The 18,853-nt window shown below is 58.3% G+C and carries 18 protein-coding genes and 1 tRNA gene; 9 read left to right on the plus strand and 10 right to left on the minus strand.

Going from position 1 to position 18,853, the window contains the following annotated elements; genetic code table 11:
• Positions 1 to 140: 140 nt before the first annotated feature.
• Both H2O65_RS07460 and H2O65_RS07465 read left to right on the plus strand, forming a co-directional pair.
• Complete coding sequence (locus tag H2O65_RS07460) at positions 141 to 1,997, plus strand: beta-glucoside-specific PTS transporter subunit IIABC (protein ID WP_182141115.1); 1,857 nt, start codon at positions 141 to 143, stop codon at positions 1,995 to 1,997.
• Between the two features lie 18 nt (positions 1,998 to 2,015).
• Entirely contained in the window at positions 2,016 to 3,428 is a 1,413-nt protein-coding gene (locus H2O65_RS07465) for a glycoside hydrolase family 1 protein (RefSeq protein WP_182141116.1), read from the plus strand.
• A 90-nt stretch (positions 3,429 to 3,518) separates the two neighbouring features.
• Here the strand turns inward: H2O65_RS07465 and H2O65_RS07470 are convergent, their stop codons facing one another.
• The gene (locus H2O65_RS07470) at positions 3,519 to 4,346 is read right to left on the minus strand and encodes a cytochrome c biogenesis CcdA family protein (RefSeq protein WP_182141117.1); all 828 of its coding nucleotides are present in this window, start codon (positions 4,344 to 4,346) and stop codon (positions 3,519 to 3,521) included.
• 4 nt (positions 4,347 to 4,350) lie between these two features.
• Positions 4,351 to 5,133, minus strand: coding sequence for a DsbA family protein (locus H2O65_RS07475; RefSeq protein ID WP_220458726.1), 783 nt, complete (start codon positions 5,131 to 5,133; stop codon positions 4,351 to 4,353).
• A gap of 114 nt (positions 5,134 to 5,247) precedes the next feature.
• Here H2O65_RS07475 and H2O65_RS07480 point away from each other — a divergent pair, with 114 nt between their 5' ends.
• Positions 5,248 to 6,198 (plus strand): DMT family transporter, encoded by a 951-nt coding sequence (locus H2O65_RS07480; RefSeq protein ID WP_182141119.1) that lies wholly within the window; start codon positions 5,248 to 5,250, stop codon positions 6,196 to 6,198.
• 304 nt (positions 6,199 to 6,502) lie between these two features.
• Here H2O65_RS07480 and H2O65_RS07485 read toward each other — a convergent pair.
• A tRNA-Pro gene (locus H2O65_RS07485) sits at positions 6,503 to 6,579 on the minus strand.
• Between the two features lie 122 nt (positions 6,580 to 6,701).
• The gene (locus tag H2O65_RS07490) at positions 6,702 to 7,010 is read right to left on the minus strand and encodes a Dabb family protein (RefSeq protein WP_182141120.1); all 309 of its coding nucleotides are present in this window, start codon (positions 7,008 to 7,010) and stop codon (positions 6,702 to 6,704) included.
• Positions 7,011 to 7,155: 145 nt separating this feature from the next.
• Here H2O65_RS07490 and H2O65_RS07495 point away from each other — a divergent pair, with 145 nt between their 5' ends.
• Genes H2O65_RS07495 through H2O65_RS07505 form a run of 3 tightly spaced genes read left to right on the plus strand, consistent with a single transcriptional unit; the run spans position 7,156 to position 9,400 of the window.
• On the plus strand, positions 7,156 to 8,403 hold the full coding sequence (locus H2O65_RS07495; RefSeq protein ID WP_182141121.1) for an NAD(P)/FAD-dependent oxidoreductase: 1,248 nt from the start codon (positions 7,156 to 7,158) through the stop codon (positions 8,401 to 8,403).
• A 33-nt stretch (positions 8,404 to 8,436) separates the two neighbouring features.
• On the plus strand, positions 8,437 to 8,754 hold the full coding sequence (locus H2O65_RS07500; protein ID WP_182141122.1) for a TusE/DsrC/DsvC family sulfur relay protein: 318 nt from the start codon (positions 8,437 to 8,439) through the stop codon (positions 8,752 to 8,754).
• A 37-nt stretch (positions 8,755 to 8,791) separates the two neighbouring features.
• On the plus strand, positions 8,792 to 9,400 hold the full coding sequence (locus H2O65_RS07505) for a DsrE/DsrF/DrsH-like family protein (RefSeq protein ID WP_182141123.1): 609 nt from the start codon (positions 8,792 to 8,794) through the stop codon (positions 9,398 to 9,400).
• Positions 9,401 to 9,453: 53 nt separating this feature from the next.
• Here the strand turns inward: H2O65_RS07505 and H2O65_RS07510 are convergent, their stop codons facing one another.
• The 6 genes from H2O65_RS07510 to H2O65_RS07535 all read right to left on the minus strand — a co-directional run bounded on the left by H2O65_RS07510 (position 9,454) and on the right by H2O65_RS07535 (position 16,686).
• Complete coding sequence (locus tag H2O65_RS07510) at positions 9,454 to 9,804, minus strand: hypothetical protein (protein WP_182141124.1); 351 nt, start codon at positions 9,802 to 9,804, stop codon at positions 9,454 to 9,456.
• Positions 9,805 to 9,917: 113 nt separating this feature from the next.
• Complete coding sequence (locus H2O65_RS07515) at positions 9,918 to 11,147, minus strand: M20 family metallopeptidase (RefSeq protein WP_182141125.1); 1,230 nt, start codon at positions 11,145 to 11,147, stop codon at positions 9,918 to 9,920.
• A complete protein-coding gene (locus H2O65_RS07520; RefSeq protein ID WP_182141126.1) occupies positions 11,140 to 12,582 on the minus strand; it encodes an MFS transporter in 1,443 nt (480 codons plus the stop codon). The genes H2O65_RS07515 and H2O65_RS07520 overlap by 8 nt, the downstream gene beginning before the upstream one ends.
• Before the next feature lie 53 nt (positions 12,583 to 12,635).
• Positions 12,636 to 15,380, minus strand: coding sequence for an HAD-IC family P-type ATPase (locus H2O65_RS07525; protein WP_182141127.1), 2,745 nt, complete (start codon positions 15,378 to 15,380; stop codon positions 12,636 to 12,638).
• Between the two features lie 123 nt (positions 15,381 to 15,503).
• A complete protein-coding gene (locus tag H2O65_RS07530; RefSeq protein WP_220458727.1) occupies positions 15,504 to 15,917 on the minus strand; it encodes a PadR family transcriptional regulator in 414 nt (137 codons plus the stop codon).
• 472 nt (positions 15,918 to 16,389) lie between these two features.
• Positions 16,390 to 16,686 (minus strand): hypothetical protein, encoded by a 297-nt coding sequence (locus H2O65_RS07535; RefSeq protein WP_182141129.1) that lies wholly within the window; start codon positions 16,684 to 16,686, stop codon positions 16,390 to 16,392.
• On the opposite strand from H2O65_RS07535, the gene H2O65_RS10700 reads away from it, so the two are divergent.
• Genes H2O65_RS10700 through H2O65_RS07545 form a run of 3 tightly spaced genes read left to right on the plus strand, consistent with a single transcriptional unit; the run spans position 16,645 to position 18,807 of the window.
• On the plus strand, positions 16,645 to 16,938 hold the full coding sequence (locus tag H2O65_RS10700) for a DUF5652 family protein (RefSeq protein ID WP_398396024.1): 294 nt from the start codon (positions 16,645 to 16,647) through the stop codon (positions 16,936 to 16,938). The genes H2O65_RS07535 and H2O65_RS10700 overlap by 42 nt on opposite strands.
• Positions 16,925 to 17,563, plus strand: coding sequence for a GNAT family N-acetyltransferase (locus H2O65_RS07540; protein WP_182141130.1), 639 nt, complete (start codon positions 16,925 to 16,927; stop codon positions 17,561 to 17,563). The genes H2O65_RS10700 and H2O65_RS07540 overlap by 14 nt, the downstream gene beginning before the upstream one ends.
• Complete coding sequence (locus H2O65_RS07545) at positions 17,476 to 18,807, plus strand: extracellular solute-binding protein (protein ID WP_182142726.1); 1,332 nt, start codon at positions 17,476 to 17,478, stop codon at positions 18,805 to 18,807. The genes H2O65_RS07540 and H2O65_RS07545 overlap by 88 nt, the downstream gene beginning before the upstream one ends.
• Positions 18,808 to 18,853: the final 46 nt, after the last annotated feature.

An 18,853-nucleotide genomic window follows, 5' to 3' on the forward strand; every position in this document is an offset into this window, starting at 1 on the left:
GATTGTTACCAGAGCAGCGGGCAAAACCTGAACCCATCAGCCATCCATGGCTGTTGCCGGTTCAGGTTTTTTTGTCGCCTGAAACGCCTCCTTGGGGCCCGACAACTCGTCGCATTGACGCGGCGGAAAGGTGAAACACAGTGGACTACAAGAAGACAGCGGCTGGCATTCTGGAAAGCGTGGGCGGTGAGGCCAACGTTCAAGCGCTGACGCATTGCGCGACGCGCCTGCGCTTCGTGCTCAAAGACCAAGACAAGGCCGATGCAACTAAGGTGCGCGCGGTTCCGGGCGTCATCACAACCGCCGTTGGTGGCGGTCAGTTCCAGGTTGTTGTAGGCAACGAGGTGCCCGAGGTCTTTGCGGCCATGGGGACAATCTCCAAATTCGGGGGAAGCGGAGACGCTTCTGAGCCAGCCGAGGACGCGCCTAAGGGCAACCTCCTCAACCGCTTCATCAAGATGATCTCCGCCATCTTCACGCCGCTGATCTGGGCGCTGGCTGGCACCGGATTGCTGAAGGCGTTCATTGCTGCTTCTGCCCAGTTCGGCTGGATCGACACTGAAAGTTCGACGTACACTGTCCTTTACGCGCTCTCTGATTCGTTCATCTACTTCTTGCCGATGGGTCTAGCGATAACAGCCGCAAGGTACTTCAATGCCAACCAGTTCACGGCACTTGCTATGGCCGGAGCACTGGTCTATCCCAGCATCATTGAGCTCAATGGCGTCGAAGGCCTGACTTTCTTTGGCATTCCTATGGTCATGGTGTCATACGTATCCTCGGTCATTCCAATCATCATTATGGTTTGGCTCCAGTCCTGGATGGAAAAGTACCTCTACAAGTGGCTCCCCGCCGCAATACGGCGCTTCACGACCCCAATGATCATTCTCCTCGTCCTTGTTCCTCTGACATTCCTGGCCATTGGCCCGGTGTCTTCCTTCCTTTCTGGCGCCATCGCGGATGGTATTGGCTGGGTGTTCGCAGTAGTTCCATGGCTGGGCGGGGCTCTTCTGGGTGGCCTATGGCAGGTGTTCGTTATCTTCGGCTTGCACTGGGGCTTTATCCCCTTCTTTAGTCTGGAGCTGCAGGAGACCGGCATCATCACGATTCTTGCTCCGCTGTTCGCAGCCGTCCTGGCCATGGCAGGCGCCATCGCAGGTGTTTGGGTGCGAACAAAGAACAAGAAGCTACGTGAACTTGCGGCACCCGCAACCCTGTCAGGCTTCCTTGCGGGTATTACAGAGCCCGGCATCTATGGCGTAACGCTGCCCCTCAAGAGACCCTTTGCCTTCGCCCTAGTTGGTGGAGCAGTCGGTGGTGCCATCATCGCCATCGGTGGGGGCGCATCGAACGCATTTGTGCTTCCGTCTGGCTTGGCAATACCCGCACTTTTGGGCCATGGAAACATCGCAATGACACTGATCGGCATTGTATCCGCCATCCTGATTGCCTTCCTCCTCACCGTCCTCGTCGGGTTCAAAGACCCAGCAGAAGATGCGGAAGCCCCCGCCGAAGGCAAGGATCTGAGCGTCCTCTCCCCTCTCGACGGCACCGTTATGCCACTTGCTGACATTCCTGACGCGGCATTTGCTGGCGGCGCCATGGGCCAAGGTGTTGGCATTGACCCACGCACTGGAGTTCTTTTCGCACCGTTTGACGCCACCGTCATCGTTGCCTTCCCCACCGCTCACGCGATCGGGTTGCGCGCAGCAGACGGCACCGAGCTGCTGTTGCACATCGGCCTCGACACGGTGGAGCTGAAAGGCCAGCACTTTGACCTCAAGGTCAAGCGTGGCCAGGAAGTTGCCGCGGGTGACGTCCTCGTCGAATTCGACATCGAAGCCATCAGGGCTGCCGGGTACAGCATGGTCACGCCGGTTATCATCACGAACTCGGCAAAACACGTGATCGTCGGCGAACCGGCGACCGGACCAATCAACCACGGCGACCCACTGTTCTACGCAGAGGCCGTCCAACCCGCAGTAGCAGCCAACTAACCACCATAGGAGAAAGATATGACGACACCATTTCCGACAACATTCCTGTGGGGTGGCGCCACTGCTGCCAACCAGCTCGAGGGAGCCTATAACGAAGATGGCAAGGGCCTGTCCGTCCAGGATGTGCTCCCCCACGGCGGAATCGGTAAACCACGCACCGACGTGCCTACCCCTGACAACCTGAAGTTAGTCGGCATCGATCACTACCACCGCTACGCCGAGGACGTTGAGCTGTTCGCTGAGATGGGCTTCGGTGTCTACCGCTTCTCGATCGCCTGGTCGCGGATCTTCCCAAATGGGGACGAAGAAGAGCCAAATGAAGAGGGCCTCGCCTTCTACGACCGTCTCCTGGACGAACTCGAGAAGCATGACATTGAGCCCCTGGTCACCATCTCTCACTACGAGACCCCGCTGCACCTTGCGGAGAAGTACGACGGTTGGACTAATCGAGAGCTGATCGGGTTCTATGAACGCTACGTGCGCGTCTTGTTCGAGAGATACGGAAAGAGGGTCAAGTACTGGCTGACCTTCAATGAGATCAACTCACTCACCCATGCTCCGTTCATGAGTGGTGGCATCGCTACCCCCAAGGACGAGCTGGATGAAAGTGCTCTCTACCAGGCGATGCATCATGAACTGGTGGCATCGGCACTGGCCACCAAGATTGGTCATGAGATGGTCCCGGGAATCCAGATCGGGTGCATGATCCTTGCGATGCCGACCTATCCACTAACACCGGCTCCTGCGGATGTCTTCGCTGCGATGGAAGCCGAACACGGCAACTATGTCTTCGGGGACATCCACGTGCGTGGCGCCTACCCGGGATACTTCCTGCGCACCCTGCGCGAACGTGGTATCACTCTCGAGATCACCCCGGAGGACACAGAACTCCTCAAGAACACTGTCGACTTCGTGTCGTTTAGCTACTACATGAGCGTGTGTGCAACGGCAGATCCCAGTGTGAACAAGGGCATCGGTAACCTCCTGGGTGGTGTTCCCAACCCAACGCTGGAGGCAAGCGAGTGGGGCTGGCAGATCGATCCAGTTGGCCTGCGTATCGTCCTCAACGACTTCTGGGAGCGTTGGCAGAAGCCGCTGTTCATTGTTGAGAACGGGCTCGGCGCCAAGGACGTCCTCGTCGAAGTTGATGGTGAGAAGACTGTCGTTGATGATTACCGCATCGACTATCTTCGTCAGCATCTAGTCCAGGTTGGTGAAGCGATCAAGGACGGGGTTGACGTCCTCGGCTACACCAGTTGGGGCTGCATTGACCTAGTCAGTGCCTCCACCGCTGAGATGAGCAAGCGTTACGGCTTCATCTACGTTGATCGCAACGATGACGGCTCCGGGACCTTGGAGCGCTACAAGAAGAAGTCCTTCAACTGGTACAAGGAAGTCATTGGCAGCAACGGTGAGAGCCTCTACATCTAGGTAGGACCCGCCCCGCGAAATCGCTTAACTCCGACACAAAACACTGTTATCAGGGCCAAAGCTGGCAGAGTTAAGCGATTTCGCGGGGCGCTAGTTCTTCGGCGAGGTCTTCCTCCACCAGATCGCCAGGATGACCAGTGCCACCACGACGATTGCTCCCATATCAACCCAGATGTTGGCGAGCAGGGAGCTCTGCCCCTGCAGCCAGGCGGAGACACTGGTCGGCAGCAATGACGGCATGCTCACCAGGCCGTTGGTGACCCAGAAGAGAACACCCACAGCTGCGATCAGCAGGCCAGCGAAGACTGAGGTGGTGTGGAACTCGCGACCGAGGAACGTGAATGTCCTTCCTCTCAGCAATCCCTTAGTGCGGGCACTCATCTTGTCCCACAGGGCGGCAATGACCAGCAACGGCACAACCATTCCAGCACCGTACATGGCGAGCAAGATGCCAGCGGTCACCATGCTCCCCTGGGCCGCGGCCATCGTAAGAACTGCCCCCAGTATCGGTCCCGCACAGAAGCCAGCCACACCGCTTGCCATCCCGAGGAGGAACGATTTGACCAGGCCGGCGCTGTTCGTGGCACGGCGGTCCAACTCTTTGCTGCCCGGCAACAGACGCGACGCGTCAAACCCGAACCCGAAGATCTGCAGCACACCGAAAATGATCATGATTGCAGAGGCCACGGCAATCACCGCGGTGCGATGGGTAACGAAAAGGCTCCCCAGCGCTCCCGCGCCAATGCCAAGGGGCACCAGGATTACGAGCAACCCGGCGTAAAACACTGCCCCATGCAGTGCCAACCGCGGGCCAGCTCCTACCGTCGAGGCAAAGAATGCCGGCAACAGCAGTGCCCCACAGGGACTGAGGATTGCAAGTGCACCACCCAAGAAGGCAGTAACCAACCCGATATCCACAGGTCTAGCCCTGCTTCGTCGCTAAGACGTCCTCGAACGTGGACGTAAATACCTCGGTTGGTTGGGCCCCCACTATCGGAACCCCTCCCAGAGTAAAGGTCGGAGTTGAGGTGACCCCCACCCCGGTTGCCATTGCGGCGTGTTCCGCTACGACCGCAGCGGTTTCCGGGGATGTCAGGTCTGCCGCGAACCGGGTGGTGTCAAGGCCGAGGTCGCCAGCCAACTCGATCAGAGCCTCATCTGTCAGGCTGCTCTCCGGGAGTTTGTCTCCCCCGGGAAAGAGCGCGTCGTTGTACTCGAGGAAGTGGCCCTGCAGAGCAGCTGCGTAGGCTGCGCGCGCGGCGGCCTCGGACGAGGCCCCAAAGATGACTGCGTCACGCCACTCAATACGAAGCAGCCCCTGATCCACATACTCCAACATCGTCGGCAGCGTGTCGTTGTTCCAACGCCCGCAGTAGGGACACTGGTAGTCAGAGAAAACGACCATGCCAATCGGCGCGTCAACAGCACCAACCGCAAGCGGGTCGTCTGGGTCGCGCGTTTCAAGCAGTGTCAGATCTTGGGCCTCTTGGGCGCCCTCATCCGCGGTTGCTTGAGGGTCTGCTTCGGTGGTCTCTGCCAAGACGACCTCGGACTGTGGCGCAACGGCACCCCCCGCTGCAGGAGCCTTCCCTATGGAGCTGCCTTGCATAAGCCATGCGATAACGAGCAACAGTACCGCGACAGTCAGAACCAACAGCGGAACAACAAATCGGGGAACCGAGTTCTTCTTAGGCTCAGTACTCAAAGCGATCCTCCAGAAACTAGATTGCGTAACCTTCATCTTCGCAGGCTTTCACGAGGGCGATCCACTGGATGAGGACGATACGCGCCACACTTGACCCGCGTCTAGCATGATTCTGTGTCTCTCCGCAGTTCAGCATTGCCTACCTTCGCCTTGCTCGCAGTCACGGCGGTGTGGGGTTCAACCTTCTTCCTTCTCAAGGACCTGGTCCAGCAGATGCCTCCGTTGGACTTTCTTGGGGCGCGCTTTGGCCTGGCCGCTGCGATAGTTGTCCTCTTCCAGTTCTCAAGATTGCGACGTGCGAGTCGGCAGGATTGGCTGCGCGGCGGCGTCCTCGGTCTTCTCTACTCCAGCGGCCAGCTGCTCCAGACGGTTGGATTGCAGTACACCGATGCATCGATATCGGGGTTTGTTACGGGAATGTACGTGGTCTTCACTCCACTCCTCCTGGCCGCAATGTTCAGAGTCCACATCAGCGGGAGGGTGTGGATTGCGGTTGCCGTTGCAACGGTAGGTCTGGGTTTCCTAAGCATCACGGGGGTCCCATTTGTGGGCCCGGGCGTATCGCTTGGGTTCGGCGAGGCCCTGACGCTTGGCGGAGCGTTTTTCTACGCCTTGCACATCGTCTTCCTCGGGCGGTGGGCCCGCCACAGTGATCCCCTCACACTAGGGCTGCTGCAGATTGTTTGCGCGGGAGCCATTCTGGGTGCCGCAGCACTGCCCGGCGGTATCGCCATGCCACAGACAGTTGGCGCGTGGAGCAGCTTTCTCTATATGGCGGTGATTGCGGGACTTGGCGCACTGTTGCTACAGACATGGGCTCAGTCGCGGTTGGATACAACAACAGCAGCAATCGTCATGACCACCGAACCCGTTTTTGCTGCAGGGTTTGCCATCGCGTTTGGTGGCGAGGCACTAACCACGCGCCTCCTGCTGGGCGGTGCGCTCGTTCTCGCAGCCATGTTTCTTGTCGAGACCAAAGAACCCCCACCCAAGTCGCCTGGGCCTCTTACCGAGCCAATCGTTCAAGCCCCCAGCGAACGAGGCCGCGCGCAGCCATCAGCGTGACCACCAACCCGGTCACGGCCAAGAACCCTCCCAGCATTACCGAGCTGCCAAACACCAGCTTCGTGAGCCAGAGAACCAGAAACTTGCTGCCCGGAAGGATCAGAACCAGCGTCACTATGAAGACGGCACGCCCCGCGATGGAGTCGGATCGGACATACGGAGCCCATTGGGGCATACGGAGCCGACTAGGCCCAGATTGCCCACAATCACACCGTTATGCAAGCCTAGTCGGCTCGCTATGGCCAGACCCGCTCCGTAAAGAGCAACCCCTCTGACCCGCATTCTTGCAGATCAGAGGGGTTGATGGTCGGGGCGACAGGATTTGAACCTGCGACCCCCTGTTCCCAAAACAGGTGCGCTACCAAGCTGCGCCACGCCCCGAACTATTTTCGGTCCCGACCTGGGCCAGAACCTGCGGCACTCTCACGACTGCCGACGACCATCATACCGGCAATGGGACCGAAGTCTTGCACCAGAAATCGCCGGGTCGGTCACAAAGTAGATCACATCCAGAAATCAACCGCCGCACGTTCAGAAACAACCGCGCGCATCTGCCTGACGACTTCCAGGTGGGCGGGATGGACAGCGTATGCCTGCATGTCCTCTTCAGTTTCAAAGTCAACGACCAAGCCGAAGTCCCAGTTGCCCTCAGCGTTGACGCAGTTTGGGCCCACTGTCAGCGAGATGATCCCCGGCACCACCCCAACCAGGTCCGCTAGTGCATCGGAAAGTGTCTGCGCAACATCCTCACGCCGCAAACCCGAACCGATCAGTTCGCCTGAGATCTTCCACATAACAACATGTCGCAACATGACGCTCCCTTTCAAGGTTGATACCCACCACTTTACAGAGCGACGGAAGCACCTGGCGATGCGCTCAGAAAGCACGGCCCAAACCTCTATTCTGAATACCCTGGCGAGTATATGATTCGACCAGCACTATCAACGGGGAGGGTAGATGAAGAACATCGTTGTTCTGGGCGCGGGAACAGCCGGCACAATGGCGGCAAACATGCTTACTAAAGAGAAGGTCTTCGAGAACTGGACCATCACCGTCGTTGACAAAAACAACGACCACGAATACCAGCCAGGATTCCTCTTCGTGCCCTTCGGGATGATGCCAGCAAAGCGCATCACGAAGTCCCGCAGAAAGTTCTTGCCGAAACGCGCCGCTTTCGTCCAAGAAGATGTTGTCGCGATAGATCGCGATGCGCAGGTGGTCGTCCTCGAATCCGGAGAGCGACTGCCCTACGACCAGCTCATCATCGCCACCGGCACCGTTCCGCGCCCCGACCTCGTACCCGGAATGGAAGACGGCTCCCTGTGGTACGACAAGGTTTTCGACTTCTACACCCTGAAGGGGGCTGAGGGGCTGAAGGCAGAGCTCAAAGAACTCAAGCGAGGGCGCCTCGTCGTCAACGTCTGCGAAATGCCCATCAAGTGCCCTGTCGCACCACTGGAGTTCGCATTGCTAGCCCAGGACTACCTCCGCAAACGAGGCCGCGGCTTCGACGTTGACGTCGTCTTCGTGACTCCGTTGGATGGCGCGTTCACCAAACCCGTGGCATCTGAGGCGCTTGGGCACCTGCTCGCTGAACGTGGCATCGAAGTCGTTACGGACTTCCAGATCGAGAGCATCGATAACGAACGCGCCGAGCTTGTTTCCTACGATGGGCGGCGCGTACACTTCGACCTTCTGGCAACGGTACCCCCGAACCACGGGTCCAAGGTTGCTGCAGATAGTGGGTTGGCTGATGAGGCCGGCTTTATCGAAGTCAACAAGCACACCCTTCAGGCTGTGGCGGACCCGAACGTGTGGTGCGCTGGGGATGCCACCAATGTGCCGACCTCAAAAGCCGGGTCCGTTGCACATTTCGAGATGGACGCCCTCGTCCCCAATCTGGTGGCAGCGGTTCAAGACCTTCCGCTCACCCACAGCTTTGATGGTCACGCGAACTGCTTCATTGAGTCAGGACGTGGGGAAGCGTTGCTCCTGGACTTCAACTACGACCAGGAGCCTCTACCGGGACGTTTCCCGATCTACGGCGTCCCCGCCCTACGCCTGTTGGGCCCGTCGTACCTGAACCATGCCTCAAAGATGGGGTTTGAGTTGGTCTATTGGAACATGTTGCTACCCGGGCGGCCGCTACCGTTTTCTGCGGATATGAAGATGGATGGAAAAATTGTTCCCGAGGACGCTCGCTAGTCGGATTTTGGCGCATACAGAAGAGGACAAATCATGCCAACCAATACTTTTCTCGGGCGACTGATCGAGGTCGACAAGGAAGGGTTTCTTACTGTTCCCGACCAGTGGGATGAGGACCTTGCAGCCGTCTTCGCACAGAAAGCCGGGGTGGAAGAACTGACGGACGAACACTGGCGTGCGATCAGGTTTGTACGCGAGGACGCCCTCAAACAGGGCCAGTCCCCCACCCTGCGGCGCATGCAGCAGGTCGGCGGTTTCGACATCAAGACACTGTTCACACTGTTCCCCGGCAAGCCCGCAAAGAAGCTGGCTTACATTGCGGGACGATCCAAGCCCACGGCATGCGTGTGACTGTCGCCCCTAACTGACGCTTTGAAAGGAAGAGATTATGCCGATTGATGAAGAGGGCAACCTGATCCCCGACTTTGGTGGTGGCAGCAACCAAGAGAAATCACAGGTAGGCGAGGGCGGAGCATCCTCGCCTGGATCCTCGGGACCGCGCAAGATGTGCTTCATCTGCTCCAAAGGAAACTTGGATATGGCCTATCCAGCACTGATCATGGGCAATGCCGCGCTTAGCGAGGGAATTGAAGTCGACTATTTCTTTACGTTCTGGGGATTGGACATCATCGATGTCAGGACGATGGATGACCTGAAGTTCTCCTACGCTGGCAACACCGCAATGCACATGCCGCAGATGGAGCGGTTCGTTGGCGGCGGTGCGACGATGGGGTTCCCGCAGATGCTTGCCGGAGTTCCTGGGATGACTGCATTCGGCACCAAGATGCTCAAGTCAATGATGGCTGAACAGGACATACCCACCATTCCCGAGTTCTTAGACCACCTGTCAGCAATGGGCGCACACATGTATGCCTGCCAGCTCTCTGCAGAGATGATGCAGGTCAAGAAACCAATGCTGCATCCGGGTGTGGAGGGGATCATTTCGGCCGCTGACTTCATTGAGTTGTCCGAGGGCGCGCAGATCATCTTCGTCTAAGGCAGGCAAGTGCCCGCACCCCAAGGGGATGCGGGCACTAAAACCCGGTGGAACTACTCACCCTCAGGCAGCATCGCCAGCAGATCCTTCGCGGCCTGCTCAACTGCACCGTGGTGGTACTGAGCGGCACGTTCCTGAGCGGCAATCAGGCCCGAACGGTAGACCTTATGGAAGTCGCCATACGGGAAGCTGTAGACAGACTTTTCGTTGTAGGAACCGCCGACCTTGACACCAAGGTGCCAGTTGCCGTAGGCCTTCATGCCATGCTCACGAACAAAATTATCCTGCTCGTTGGTGTCAGGGTTGACCTGATCCCAGTCTCCGTGCTGGTCGAGGACGTAGCGTCCGTCCTCGATCAGCTGACGGGCAAACTCAACTGCCTCTGGGTTCGCATCAATTGCCATGGTGTTTCCCTTCCTAGGGATAGAGTCGACTTGGATTCAGTCTACGACTTGGTGGGATGTATTGTCTGGTCGGGTTCCCTTGCGAGGAACTCCCAGAGTCCCATTCCTCTTCGCTATTCGGCCGTGTCTTGTGCCGCCCGTTGAAGTCTCCCGTAGGCCATGGCTGCCAGCGCCGCCGCCTGATCACCTAGAACTGCATCATCGAAGATGACGCGGGGTGAGTGGTTGAACTCCGTCGGATAACCAGCCAATTCGGGGGGCGTGGTGAACAACCCCACGAAAGTACCCGGCACTTCCTGTAGGACAAAAGCGAAGTCTTCAGAGCCCATCATGGGGGAAGGGATAATCGCTACCCTCTCATCACCGAACTGGCTGCGCATGTCCACGACCGCATCCTCGGTGGTGAGGTCATCGTTAATCGTCGAGGGATAAAGGACTAGGAACTCGTAGTCCGCATCGCACCCATATGCTGCTGCCGTTGAGCGAACCACCTGCTCCAAGCCCTCACGAACCTGCGCGAGTGACTGGGCGGTGAGCGTACGGATCGTCGCACCCAAGGTCACTGCGTCAGGAATTACGTTGACCGCGTTCTCTCCGGTACTTAGCTGCGTCACAGATACGACCACTGGATCGAAAGCGTTCATCATGCGAGTCACGTAAGACTGAATGGCCAAGATGACCTGGGCCGCAACTGGCACGGGGTCGAGGGCTAGATGGGGAGAGGACCCGTGACCGCCACGTCCCCTGATCGTCACGTACATCTGGTTAGACCCGGCTGTTGCACAACCGTTCTTTGTTGCAAACACTCCGCGGGGGCCGGGTCCAACATGGATCGCGTAGGCCGCTATGGCACGTTCGCCCGATGCGTCAAGAACACCCTCGTCAAGCATGATCTGAGCCCCGCCTTTACCCTCTTCACCCGGTTGGAACATGAATACAACATTTCCGGGCAAATCATCCTGGTGGGCGCTGAGCAGTCTTGCAGCACCAACCAGTCCTGCGGTGTGCAGGTCATGTCCGCACGCATGCATGGTGTCCCCCGTAGAGGCAAAAAACAGACCGGTCTGCTCGTGCATTGGGAGACCATCCGTGTCTCCCCGGAGCAACACTGTTGGGCCCGGCTTGCCACCGCGTAGCACCGCCGTCACGCTAGACAGTCCCCTACCCAGGGTTATCTCCAACGGCAGCCCCTCAAGTGCATCAAGGATCTTGGCTTGGGTTTGGGGGTTGTCGAGGCCGATCTCCGGCTCCAAGTGGATGGCGCGCCGCAGACTAACCAGTTCGTCGCGGATTTCTGCGGCCTCGCCCGCGAAGTCAGGCAGTGCTACTTTGCGATCACTCATGGACTTGCTTTCTCTTGTCGGGTAGTTCAACCGTGGCCATCATGAGGGCTGTCAACAGGAACAGTGCAATGCTGATGGCCCAGATCATGGTGTATCCACCCAGCTCTGTCATGCGCTGCTCGTCGCGGAATGCAACCAGGACTTGCTTGAAGACGGCCCCACCAACCGCACCTCCCATTGCGAGAAGGGCGGAGTAGATGCCGTTGGCAATGCCGGTTCGACCGGCTGGCGCTGCGTGTGACACAAGGGCGGGAAGTGCGCCAACCAGGATGCCGAGGCCGAACCCAGTGAGTATTCCCGACACCCAGAACGCTGCAACCAGGTGCGGCATGGGTATCAGCAATCCCTGGCCAACGGCTCCCAACAGTGCCGCACCAAGCAGCGTGGTGCGCATACCCAGTCGGGCGGCAATGAAGGTTGACGCTAGGGCTCCAGCAGTCGCAAATACCAGCATTGAGGCGATCATTCCGGCAAGGACATCCGACGAGGCCGCAAATCCGTAGCCGTAGACTTCAGGGTCGCGGCTCAAGAAGTCCGCCAGGTTGGGCGGCGCGTCAATCATCACCGCGCCCATGGCAAAGGCCGCGACATAGAGAGGTCCCATCGACTTGGAAACAACCAGTCCAAAGTCAATGGCCGGGTCACTGGTCCTGCGTTCCCACCACACCCAGCCCACGAACAAGGCCACCGTCACTGCGAAGAGCGCCAATGAGGTCTTCGCATGTGAAGGTCCGATAAATGCGAGCGCCAAGATCAAGGCGACTAGGAAGGCGCCGAGGCCAACAAACCCAACCCAGTCGATTTTCCCGGCTGAGAGGCGCACGTCCTCGGGCAGTTTCAGAAAAACCACCAGGGCAGAGAGTGCAACCATCACAGAGGGAATGAGCAGTGCGGCCACGAGGCTCGACATGACATCCTGGGCGATACCCGCCGCCACTGTCCCGAGCACGATGCCACCCATCAGCGATGCCGAGATGATGCTGATTGATCTTGACGCGGACCCCCCGGCTGTTCGCACATAGATTATCGCGATCGCGAGTGGTAGCCACACTCCCAGCGGCCCGATAAAGATCCGCCCCAACAGCACAAGCGGATACGATGGAAATACCGCAATCATTATCGTTCCAAGCAGAACAGCAACAATCGCCACGCGTAGGACTGTGCGGGGCCCGTGAATGTCACCCAGCCGGGCCATCAGTGGTACCAGAACTGCCGCGGCCATGGCCTGCGCGGTTTGGAACCAGTTCATGGCTTCACCGGAGACGCCGACGTGCTTCGCGAGATCGGGAAGAAGTGGGGTGTAGAAGCCCTGCACGAAACCGCTGGTGAGCTCCACAAAAACCAGAAAGATCAGGACCGATCCGACGGCACTCTTACTCTTTATCCCACCGTCGTCCGGCTCTGGCGCAACTTGGCCCTGTGCATCTGATGTCATATACAGAGTTTAGGTCCCAGCACATGATGCGTATGACTGACGCCACCGTTGCGTTAGGGAGTCTTCTCTAGTTTCCGCGAAATGGCTTTCACCGCCTCCACAAAAAGGAAGGTCAGGAAGGCCAGAACGAGGACGAGCAGCCATGAACGCCAGCCAATGGGCGCCGACCCGAACCAGGAGTTCATGAAAGGCGTGTAGATGAAGATCATCTGCAGCACCACCAGAGCCCCGGCAGCCATCCAGATCAGACGGTTCCCAACAAGTACCTGCCGTGTCAGTGCGGACGTGTTGAGGAACCTGGATGAGAACAGGAACGCCAACTGCGCAAAGGCAAGCATCGTCACGGCAGTGGTCTGCGCCTGAGCGTGCGTGAGCCCGTGGCTTTGACCGTAGAGGAACACACCGAGGCTCAGGCCACCAATTAGCAATGAAGTCAGTGCGATCAGTCTGATCTGCGCGCGAGGAAGAATCGACTCGTTAACGTCTCTTGGCTTCCGTTGCATGATGCCCGGCTCGGCGGGTTCCGCGGCGAGTGGCAGAGACAGCGTTATCGCCGTAACCAGGTTGATCCACAAGACTTGCACCGGGGAAAGTGGCATGGAGATGCCGAAAACAACCGCAACCAAAATCACGAGGGACTGCGCGCCGTTTGTTGGAAGAAGAAAGACAAGGGACTTGCGGATATTGTCGAAGATTCGCCGTCCCTCTTCGACAGCCTTCTCGATGGTCGCGAAGTTGTCATCCGCAAGGACGATGTCCGCAGCCTCTTTTGTTGCTTCGGTGCCCTTGATTCCCATAGCGACACCAACGTCAGCCCTTGTGATCGAGGGCGCGTCGTTAACTCCGTCGCCGGTCATTGCCACAATCTCTCCACGAGACTGGAGTGCTCGAACAATGCGGATCTTATGCTCTGGACTGGTCCGCGCAAACACGTTCACGTCATGAACGCGCTGACGGAGCTCATCCTGGCTCATCGCCTCAATTTCGCTGCCGGTAATCGCCAGGGCCTGCGGATCGTCACCATCTGGCGCAATTCCCAGCTCCTGCGCGATCGCGACCGCAGTGCCAGCGTGGTCACCCGTAATCATCTTGACGCAGATACCAGCGTCATGCGCCTCTTTAATAGCTTGGACGGCCTCGGGACGTGGCGGGTCAACGATTCCGAACAACCCAAGGAAGGTCAGACCCCTCAAATCGTCAATGCTGAACGTCTCGGGATCGATTCCACGCCCATCTTTGGAGGCTGCGCCGAGGACGCGCAAACCATGGCTCGATAGCTCAGCGTTGCGTGCTTCCCAGGCGTCCTCGTCCAGTGAATAGGTAATGCCCTGGTCATCTGTCTCCTGCGTCGAACGCGCCAGGATCCTGTCCGGTGCTCCGTAGACATGGATGACGAGGCGCCCGTTAGGCATTTCATCCAGCGAAGCCGAGAACTTATGTTCGGAGTCAAAAGGCACCTCTGCAAGACGCTTCGTCTGATTGGGGATGCCTGCCTTCTGCGCCAGCACGGTCAAGGCACCCTCAGTTGGCGCCCCCACCAGTGTCCACTCACCGTTGCTCTTAGTGATCTCAGCATTGCTGGCAAGGGTTCCCGCTTCTATTAGCGCGGTGAGTCCCGGAGTCCTCGATACGTCGATCTCTTTGCCGTCAAACATGATTTGACCATCGGGAGAATACCCTTCTCCACTAACCTGAAACGCCTGGTCACGAGTTGTTCCCTCACGAACAGTCATCTCATTTTGCGTCAGAGTGCCGGTCTTGTCCGAACAGATTGTGGTGACAGCTCCCAGTGTCTCCACCGACGCCATCTTGCGGGTGATTGCATTGCGGGAGGCCATCTGCTTGACACCTAGCGCCATGGTAATCGTCACCAGCGCGGGCAAACCTTCAGGTACAGCAGCAACCGCGAAGCCTATGGCAGCAGAAATCAGCTCATCAATGTCCATGTGGTGGACGATCCGGCCAATGAGAACCATGACGACGGCAATAATGCCGATACCGATCGCGATGTACTTCCCCAGCTTCGCCAGCTTGCGTGACAGAGGAGTGTCCATCTCCTCGACGTCGTCCACCATTTTGGTGATGCGACCAATCTCAGTGTTCATCCCGGTGGCGGTAACCACCCCGACAACATTGCCGCTTGAGACGATGGTTGAAGAGAAGATCATTGAGGAACGATCCCCCACGCCCGCATCCGAGCCCACCGGGCGACTGTCCTTTTCGCTGGGTTCAGACTCCCCCGTCAGGGCGGCCTCGTCGACACGCAAGTTCGTGGACTCAAGTATCCGCAGGTCTGCAGGGGCTCTATCCCCTGCAGCCAGGCGAACAATGTCCCCGGGAACGAGATCCTCTGCCGGGACATTCACCCACGCACCATCCCGAAGCACTTCGGCCTCAAGAGACAACATCTTCTTGATGCCTTCGAGGGCATTCTCAGCCTGCCCCTCCTGGATAAACCCCGTGAGGGCAATCGCCACTGCCGCCACCAGAATCACGGTGAAATCAACCCAGTCACCGATGATTGCTTTCAGGCCGGCCGAGCCGAGCAGGATGTAGATGAGGATGTCATCAAAATGGGCTAAAAACCGCAGAATGGCGGGTTTACGCTTCTTCGTGTCGAGGGCATTCGGTCCGTACTGTTTCAACCGCTCATGCGCTGCCGACTGGGTGAGTCCATCCTGGGTGGAGTCGAGCTCAACCAGTACCTGGTCAGTCGTAAGTGAGTAGTACCTGACGTCATCCCCGTCGGAGCGGACACCAATGCCACCGGAGCCCGGCAGCGAGGCAGTTGTTGTCATCTGTTGGACCTCTCTTCTGAGCCTTCAGCCTAGAGGAGCACTACTGCCGTCCGATACTACCTGCCTGCCTTGCTGCCGAGAGTATTCAATACTCTTCCATCCCGTTGACAATTCAGCTAGTCTTTAAATTTTGCCTATCTCGGTTGCCAACGCGTTGAGGCGCTTGGTTGCCTCAGCAATCTGTTCCGGGGTACCTTCTACGCCCAACTCACGAACCTTGCCCAACAGAGTGTGGGCCGCATGGCGCAGCGCCTTGGCGCCCTCGAAATCATCGGAGTCTCCGGCCCAGATGGAAGCGATCTTTTCCGTGTTTTCTTCGACGAACTCCCGTCCCGCATCGGTGACTTCGAAGTCGTTTCGCCCTCCCCCCGTAGGCAGAGCAACAACGAACCCCTCATCTACCAGTTGGGAAAGAGTTGGGTACACCGACCCGGGACTCGTTCGCCACACTCCACCGGTCTTCTCTTCGATCCTCTTGATGAGGGCGTAGCCACTTCCGCTTTCTTCCGCCAGCAGTGAAAGCAGTGCCAGCCGCACGTCTCCGCGCCGCGCTCGGCCTCCACGCCGTGGACCTCCAGGTCCACCTGGACCGTTGCCCCGGGGTCCTCCTCCGCGGCGGCCACGGCCTACGTGACCATCGTGGTGGCCACGCTCTTCACAACCTCCACGCCCCTGCGGCCCACCATGGTGACCACCGTGGCCTCCGAATCCATCATGGGGATACGGGGCCATTGCGTATACATTCTCTCGTAGTCTCACGATGAGACCTCCTTTTTGTTTTGCATGTGACGACACGTTGTCGAACACGTTACCGATATATCGTTACATACACCGCATGCCCCTGTCAACGATATATCGGTAGCGATCTTTGGATGGTACAGCTTCTGTCGAATCGGAGCCACGAAGCGTAGACTTCTCATTAGTTCAACAGGAGTTGCGTTGCTTCCACAACCACTCCACACAGGAGGCGATCATGGCCGATACCGAAGCAAACGTCCTCGGCGAAGTGTCACCGGAAAGTACTTGCGACTGTGAGAAATGCAGGTGTAAGACTTGCGCGGCAACAAAAGAGGGCGATTGTGCATGCTGTAACCACGGCTGTCACTGCTGCGGGGAGAATGACCTGCCTTGCGGGTGTGAGGATGACTGCGGGTGCGAACCTGAAGACTGCAACTGCAGCCACGGACCATGTGTCTCCGACACGGGAGCCTGCGCTTGCGGATGCGGTGGCCACGGCGACGTCCACGTCTGCCCCGTATGTGGCATGAAGGTGGAAGAAGGGGCCGACTGCGCGTGCGTCTGTCACCACCGCGCACCTTTCATTTGCTTACCCTTCACCCACTCTTTGTCTCGTAGCATTCCTAGCGGCCTCCGTACGGCAATCGGAGTCGTCGCTTTCGCAGATCTAGCTCTCAAGGTCGTCGCCTTGCGCCGCGCCCTCAAGCGAGAGGACAAGGGTTGGGTTCTCCCACTAGCAGTCCTCAACACCCTGGGTATTCTGCCGACCATCTACCTCTCCACCCACCCCAGGACCAATCTAGACAATGAGCCAAAGTAGCCCCCCGAGTTCGCCGGTTAGCATCGAGCCTGCGAACAACGAAGATGCCGAGGCAATCGCACAACTATTCTCCGACGCGTTCGCGCCCGATCCAGTGTGGTCTGCGATCGTTCCCGGTGAACGATCACGGAGACGTGTTGTCAAGGCCGCGTTCAAATCGGAAATCAGAGCTGGTGGGCACAGGCACATCGACATCATTCGCACGGAGTCAGGGACCATATTGGGTGCGCTCAACTACATGCCCCCCGAAGGCACCGCACCTATCAAAACCCTTCCAGCTCGCGTTTTTGAGCGGGTTGCCGCGACACTTACGCCCTCGGGCAGAAGGGGTCGGACCCATGATGAGGCCGTACAATCACGTCGCCCAGCGCAGCCGCACTGGTACTTTCGGGATATCGTCACCGCTTCCGAGGCTCGAGGAAAAGGCATTGGCTCGGCCCTTTTGAAGAATCGTCTGGCCATCGTCGACGAAGATCCAATACCTGTCTTTCTTGAATCTACGACCGAGGGAAGCAAGCGGCTCTACGAGCGATACGGATTCGAACACATCGAGACTCTGACAGCAGTTCCGGGCGGGACCGTGTTCATTATGGTGCGTCCTGCGCTGCGCACCACTGTGGAGTAGCGACTGCCACGCCAGACCAGGCTGGTGAGGAATCTGGCGGCGGCGCGGCAGAAGGCGGCGGCGATGTCTCAGTCGTAACCTGGTGGGAGGCTGGCTCAGAGAAGATCGGCCTCGAAGCACTCGTTGAGGTGTTCGACACCCAGCATCCCGATTTCACATTCGTGAATGCTGCCGTGGCTGGTGGTGGCGGTTCACAAGCCAAACAGAAACTTGCAGCAGACCTAGCGGCACAGAACCCACCGGACAGCTTCCAGGCCCACGCTGGCGCGGAACTGTCTGATTACATCGATGCACTGCAGATCGAGGACGTGTCGTACCTCTACGACAAGTTCGACTTGAGAGAGGCCTTCCCGGCAACTCTGATCGATCGTCTGACTGTCGACGGCAAGATCTACTCGGTTCCGACGAACGTACACCGCGCCAACGTGGTTTGGGCAAACCCTGCCGTACTGGAAGAAGCCGGTATTGATCCGGCCCAGGTACCAGCTGATATCGACAGCTGGATTGCCGACATGGAGAAGGTCAAGGCTGCCGGCAAGATTCCGATCACCGTTGGCATGGCATGGACCCAGCTTCAACTTCTGGAGACGGTGCTCATGGCCGAACTCGGTGCGGATGGTTACACCGGTCTGTTTGACGGAAAGACCGCTTGGGACGGACCTGAAGTAACGGCTGCTCTCGACAAGTTCGCGACAATCATCGATCTCGCTGACAAGTCCTACCTCAATGAGGACTGGGAGCCGGCACTGAACCCAGTGCTCAGCGGAGATGCCGCTTACAACGTTATGGGTGACTGGGCGATTGCTGCCTTTGACGCCGCTGACAAGGTGTACGGCACCGACTACCTGGCATTCCCGGTTCCGGGAACTGAAGGCATGTTCGACTTCCTTGCTGATTCATTCACACTGCCAGTCGGCGCGCCGAACGTAGCGGGCGCTGAAGCATGGATGGAGACCATCTCCAGCATGGAAGGCCAGATCACGTTCAACACCATCAAGGGTTCCATCCCTGCTCGCTCTGATCTGACCGCAGATGATATTGCTCTGTTCAGTGAGTACCAGCAGGACGCGATGAAGGCATTCGCTAAAGACACAATCGTGTCCTCGATTGCGCATGGGGCCGCAACGCCAGTTGCAGTCTCGAACGCAATGAATGACGCAGTCGCTAAGTTCTCGCAGGGCGCATCCGATGTGGCCGGACTCCAAGCTGAGCTAACCGCTGCTGCCGCACCGATGAGCAACTAGGCGCTGCGGACTACTCGGTTCGACTCACTAACCAGGTTTGGGTGGT

Source organism: Schaalia sp. JY-X169, assembly GCF_014069575.1.
GTDB lineage: Bacteria > Actinomycetota > Actinomycetes > Actinomycetales > Actinomycetaceae > Scrofimicrobium.